Genomic DNA, 5090 nt, shown 5'->3' on the forward strand with positions numbered 1-5090 from the left:
TGAACATCTACCTCTCTATTATGCCAGGGTACATGTAGTCCAGTTCTCTACTCATTTAATTCGCGATTATTAATCGCGAATTAAATGAGTACCTATTCCTGTCTTTTTTCCAAAATGGGATGCTCCCTTGAAAACTGCTGTATCTACTTCACCAAACCACTGCGAAGTGCTTGTACTGCTGCTTGTGTTCTATCGTCACAGCACAGTTTCCACAGCACAGACCGAATGTGAGTTTTAACTGTGCCAAGACCTAGTAATAATCGCTCGGCAATTTCGTCATTTGTATAACCGGCTACGATCAATTCCAAGACAGTTAGCTCCCGTTCAGTCAGTGGATTTTCCCTAAGAATCTGATAATAGTCAGGCTCACAGGAATTGATTAAAGTAATCCCAGAAAAATTATTACCCGGTGACTTGATACTGTTTTTTAGGAGATAACCAGCTATTTCTGGATCAATCCAGTGTTGCCCTTCATAGGTAGCTTTTAAAGCATCTAAGAAAGTACTGGTATCTACATTAGTTTTCGGAAAATTGATCCGTTTTAGATAATAGGAATCTACCCCAGCCCCAAAAGCGCTGATCACAAATTCTTCTGATGTGTCCCAAGATAGCAGCAATATGTTAGGAAAAAATGCCACTTTCCAATTTCTGACTAAGCGCAATAACGCATCAGTATTGGTTGAAGGCTCTAAATTAATGACTACTACGTCCGGGTTAGATTTTTTTAAAAGGGCGGCCACATGACGCAAGCTAGAAACTTGAGACACTAAACTGACTTCCTTGTACTGCTCCAAGACTTTTCTGAGACCCAACTGCGCTAAATCACCCCTCTCAATCAGTAACACCCGAATTTTTTTGATTACGTTCATAACCATTTTCTAGAACACTGATACCGAAATTGACAACTTAGGATGTGTTTGCTGACCTCACAACCAAAAAAAAAATGGAAGCGATCGCGCTCCATAGCTCAAGATTGGTCAGCAAGCTTGTGATCACGAGTCGCCACCTACCGAAATTGTTTCCATCGGTTGATTAGCGCTTTGACCCAATATTACTGATGATACAACTCCGGACTATTTTACCGGCATTGCTGAGGGGCAGAATGAATATGAGGTGGTGCGTTACGGGCAGCAACCTAACAAGGCGCGTTAGAGGCGCTCAGACCCGGCCCGTCCCTAACGCACCCTACGCAACTATTAATAGTTGAAGGTTGACAACACCATGTCGTCAACCTTCAAAACCACCAAAATATTTCCCTTTTTGGGCTTATTTACCCTTAGTTGGATTTTTGGCTTGCTCTAAGGCAATTTCTTTAAGGGCTTGATAAGAGTTGATATTAGAAGCACCCTCAATTGCCTTGACCGCTAAATCCTGAACTTGTTTGAGGGCAGTATCGAGTTGCTGGGAAAGACTGTGTATCCGTGCTGATGATTCCTTTATTGTCTGTTCCAGGGATTCAATTCTTAGCTGATAGACACGATTATTTCCTTCTAATTCCTTATTCTGTAAGTCGGCTTGAATTTTGACCTGGTGGCTAGCAATCGCTTTGCCTTCTTCTTGGGCTTTTTTGATAGCCACTGATTTTTCCTGGTCGAAGGCTTCTACCTTAGTTTTTAATTCTTCAAACTGCTTCTCTCGCTCTGCGATCGCATTTTCCCGCTCTGCCCACTGTTTCTCTTGTTGTTGCCTCGTTTCCTCCAATTCTTTGTATAAACGTTCTTGGTTATGGTTGTAGGTTTCTTTATCTAAGCTGCGTTGTAGGGCTAAATTATAATCATACTCTTGAGCATCTCGCTTACGGGTTTTATTTTGTTCTTCATTCCGTTCTTTAATAGCTCGTTGCTGTTCCTCTTGTTCTTTGTCCCAGGATTGTTTTAACTGATTTATTTCCAGCTCTAACTCTTCCCGTTTTTGGTAAATTTCTTCATCGAAAGCTTTAGAGCTATTCTGATAGTTTTCAATTAACGTATCTAAGGTATCGTCTTGAATTTCTGATAAATTGTGGAGTTCAGCGAGTTGTTGAGTTTCCTCAGTAACCGCTGTTCGTAATTCTTCTAGTTTAGCGGCTTCTGATGTTAGTTTTTCCGACAACTCACTGACACTACTACCAAACCCTAATTGCAGCTTAACCAGGCTGTCTAGGGTATACATCATTTTGTCTTTCATGACTTTTGCTGGTACGGATCCATTAGTTTGCTTTTTTTCCACCGTGGATACTTGAGGAGTTTCCGTTTTGTTCATCTGCTTCATTTCTTTTTCCAAAGCATTTCGTTCTGCTAGTAATTCCTTGTAAGCTTCTAAAATTTCTGCTTTGGTGTTCTTGCTGTTAGGTTTGCGTGTCATACTTTCAACGTTATCTTCTGTTTGACAATTTCTTAACTGCTATATAGCAATTATTATTTGGGTGAGGTACAAAGTTTTGGGTTTTAGGGAGCAGGGAGCAGGGAGCAGGGAGTAGGGATCCCCCCTTGCCCCCCTTAATAAGGGGGGAATAAAATTGAATGTACCTCATGAGTCTAATAATTGCTATAAATAGTCACTAATTTTGATCCTTGCTTCTTGAAGACCCATCAAAAGCTTTCAAAGTCAGGGCTTGGGACTGTTTCAGGGTCTCTTGTAGCTGACCATATAGATTTTCAATTTGTTTATTTTGTTTTTCTATGTGTTGCTCCAAGGACTGAATTTTAACGTCATAACCCTGTTGAGTAACTTCCCAGCCTTTGGTGAGTAAATCAGCCTGTACTTTAGCGTCGTTTTGGACTTTTTTAATTGCTTTATCTTTTACTTTTTTAACGATTTCATCTAGCTCAGCGGGGAAAGCTTCCACTTTCTGTTGATACTCTTCAAACAGGTCTTGAGATTCTTGTAGCTTCTGTTCTCGCTCAGACCATTGCTTTTCTTTTTCTTGATTGGACTCTTGTAATTCTCGCTCCTGGTTACGGCTCAGTTCTTCATACTGATCCGTCTCAATTTTACGCTGACGTTCTAATTCGTATTGATAGTCAGCTTCTTGGCGTTGTCGTTCCCGAGCCAATAATTCGTTTTGTTCTTGACGTGCTATTTCAAAGTATTCCTGGTCTTTTTGCCAAAGCTTACGTTTTTGCTCTTGGTCTTTTTCGATCTCTTCTCGCTGTTGATCTGCTTTTTGCTCTAGGGATTTTAGCTTTTCCTGGTGCTCTTGATTGAGCAAATGTAAGGCATCAGCTACAACTCGAATTTGCTGAAGGTATTGCAAGTGTTCAGTTTCTACTTTAATCGCCAGCTTTAGCTCATCAAGTTTAGATGCTTCTGAGGATAATTTTTCTGACAATTCATTAACAATGGTGCCAAACTCCAGCTGTAAATCAGCCATTCCTTTGACAATATTATCAACGGTATAATTTGATGCAGTTTCCAGGACTTGTTGATTTTTAGCTTTTTCTGCTTCTTCTTCTTTGGTCGCAATTTTTGAGTCAATATTTTGCCGCTGTTTTAGGATTTGCTCAAAGGCTTGGAAAATCTGGTCTTTGCTGTCTTTTGTGGCAACCATATAGTGTGTTCCTTTGACGAGATTTAGATTTTTTTAATTGAAAATGATTACTTTAAAATTGCTATAGCGCTGGGAATCGGGAATCGGGAATCGGGAATCGGGAATCGGGAATCGGGAGTAGGGAATCGGGAATCGGGAAAAAATAGGTGTGTGTATTTCATTAATATGGAAAACGCTATAGTAGCTGGTGGCTGGTTAGCAATATTCATCCACTAACTACTCCCTACTAGAACAGTGCTCTTAAAACAGTGCTCTTATCTGAGATAATTCCCAAACAAGAGGTTTCTTTATCAGCCAGTGGCTAATGGCCAGTACCCGACACTACCCACAGCGATACGCGTTCGCAAAGCGTGGCCTACGGCCAATCGCTGCTCTAGAATCGTTCGTTGTAGGAGGGATGTGATGGCTCTAGGGGTGTGGGTGCAATGGTTAAGAGGAAAGACTATAGTAGTACAAATGTTCTACTTTATTGTACTGAAACTCCAATGGATAAGTCAAGGGCAAATTGCCCATGCTAGGCTGGAACTCAAGTAGCTTTGTCATAGAAAAACACCTGAAACCCAGTTTATACAAGGGTTTCAGGCTTAATTTAGTCTGGATTTACTCAAATATAGGGAATCGGGAATCGGGAATCGGAACCCACCCCGTTCCCCTCCCAGGAGGGGAACGGGAATCGGGAATCGGGAATCGGGAACAGAGCTGGTTGACTGACTTTAGATCATGGCGTAGGTTGGGTTGAGGCAACGAAACCCAACCAAGCGTGAGGTGTTCGTTGGGTTAGCGATCGCGTAATCCAACCTACGGGACAATCAGCATTTCAAGGGTCTTGTCAGTTAATCCTCGGTCCGGGGTGGGTGACCGGGTGTGGGGAAAATAGAAGGGAAAATCCCTCAATTTAATTCTCTCGAAGACATTCCCAACTGATATCCCAGGGCTTTTTTCTTCATGGTCTGGAAAATGTTGTAAAATCCATTAGCGCGAGAAGGGGTTAAACTAGCATTCAATCCTATGTCTTGAATAAAGTCAGGAGATAGGTTGACAATCTCTGTTGGCGTCAGTCCATTCAAGCCTTCAATCAACAACGCTACTAACCCTTTAACCAATTGGGCATCTGAGTCTCCCTGATACAAGACTTTGCCATCATCCAAGTTAGCAGTGATATAAACCTGGGACACGCAGCCAGGAACCTTGTTTTCTGGCACTTTATCGGTTTCTGGCATGGCCTGAAGCTTCTTGGCGTACCACAGCAACTGCTGATACCGTTGCTTGGGGTCTTTGCGGCGCTGAAAGCGTTCTACAATCCGAGCAAGAGCTTCTGGTAAAGGGCTTGAGGTGGCTGACATACCCAATGTTTAAAAAGGATTAACCATTTTATTTATAGCAGTTATCAATACCGAATTGATCACTGCTATAAATGCATATTAGCGTGAGCATTCAGCGGTCAGCGGTCAGCGGTCAGCGGTCAGCGGTCAGCGGTCAGCGGTCAGCGGTCAGCGGTCAGCGGTCAGCGGTCAGCGGTCAGCGGTCAGCGGTCAGCGGTCAGCGGTCAGCGGTCAGCGGT

At 42.5% G+C, this 5090-nt stretch carries 6 protein-coding genes and 2 pseudogenes; 3 read left to right on the forward strand and 5 right to left on the reverse strand.

What is annotated here, in order from left to right; all coding sequences use genetic code 11:
• Positions 1-143: 143 nt before the first annotated feature.
• The 3 genes from F6K37_RS31710 to F6K37_RS31720 form a co-directional block, all read right to left on the reverse strand.
• On the reverse strand, positions 144-869 hold the full coding sequence (locus F6K37_RS31710; protein WP_009149108.1) for a response regulator transcription factor: 726 nt from the start codon (positions 867-869) through the stop codon (positions 144-146).
• 397 nt (positions 870-1266) lie between these two features.
• Positions 1267-2343 (reverse strand): coiled-coil domain-containing protein, encoded by a 1077-nt coding sequence (locus tag F6K37_RS31715; RefSeq protein ID WP_009149110.1) that lies wholly within the window; start codon positions 2341-2343, stop codon positions 1267-1269.
• 196 nt (positions 2344-2539) lie between these two features.
• Positions 2540-3529, reverse strand: coding sequence for a coiled-coil domain-containing protein (locus F6K37_RS31720; RefSeq protein ID WP_287254545.1), 990 nt, complete (start codon positions 3527-3529; stop codon positions 2540-2542).
• A gap of 297 nt (positions 3530-3826) precedes the next feature.
• On the opposite strand from F6K37_RS31720, the gene F6K37_RS31725 reads away from it, so the two are divergent.
• On the forward strand, positions 3827-4063 hold the full coding sequence (locus F6K37_RS31725) for a hypothetical protein (RefSeq protein ID WP_137985281.1): 237 nt from the start codon (positions 3827-3829) through the stop codon (positions 4061-4063).
• Positions 4064-4129: 66 nt separating this feature from the next.
• Here F6K37_RS31725 and F6K37_RS31730 read toward each other — a convergent pair whose 3' ends face one another.
• Both F6K37_RS31730 and F6K37_RS31735 read right to left on the reverse strand, forming a co-directional pair.
• Positions 4130-4273 (reverse strand): hypothetical protein, encoded by a 144-nt coding sequence (locus F6K37_RS31730; RefSeq protein WP_287254548.1) that lies wholly within the window; start codon positions 4271-4273, stop codon positions 4130-4132.
• Between the two features lie 146 nt (positions 4274-4419).
• Positions 4420-4872 carry a SufE family protein gene (locus F6K37_RS31735; protein ID WP_009149117.1) on the reverse strand — a complete coding sequence of 151 codons (453 nt, stop codon included), beginning with the start codon at positions 4870-4872 and terminating at the stop codon, positions 4420-4422.
• Positions 4873-4943: 71 nt separating this feature from the next.
• Between F6K37_RS31735 and F6K37_RS44970 the strand changes: the two are divergent.
• Positions 4944-5030: pseudogene (locus F6K37_RS44970) on the forward strand (hypothetical protein); the annotation flags it as partial.
• Positions 5024-5090 (forward strand): annotated as a pseudogene (locus F6K37_RS44975) (hypothetical protein); the annotation flags it as partial. The pseudogenes F6K37_RS44970 and F6K37_RS44975, both read left to right, overlap by 7 nt.

Origin of the sequence: Moorena sp. SIO4E2 (genome assembly GCF_010671945.1) — a bacterium.
GTDB lineage: Bacteria > Cyanobacteriota > Cyanobacteriia > Cyanobacteriales > Coleofasciculaceae > Moorena > Moorena producens.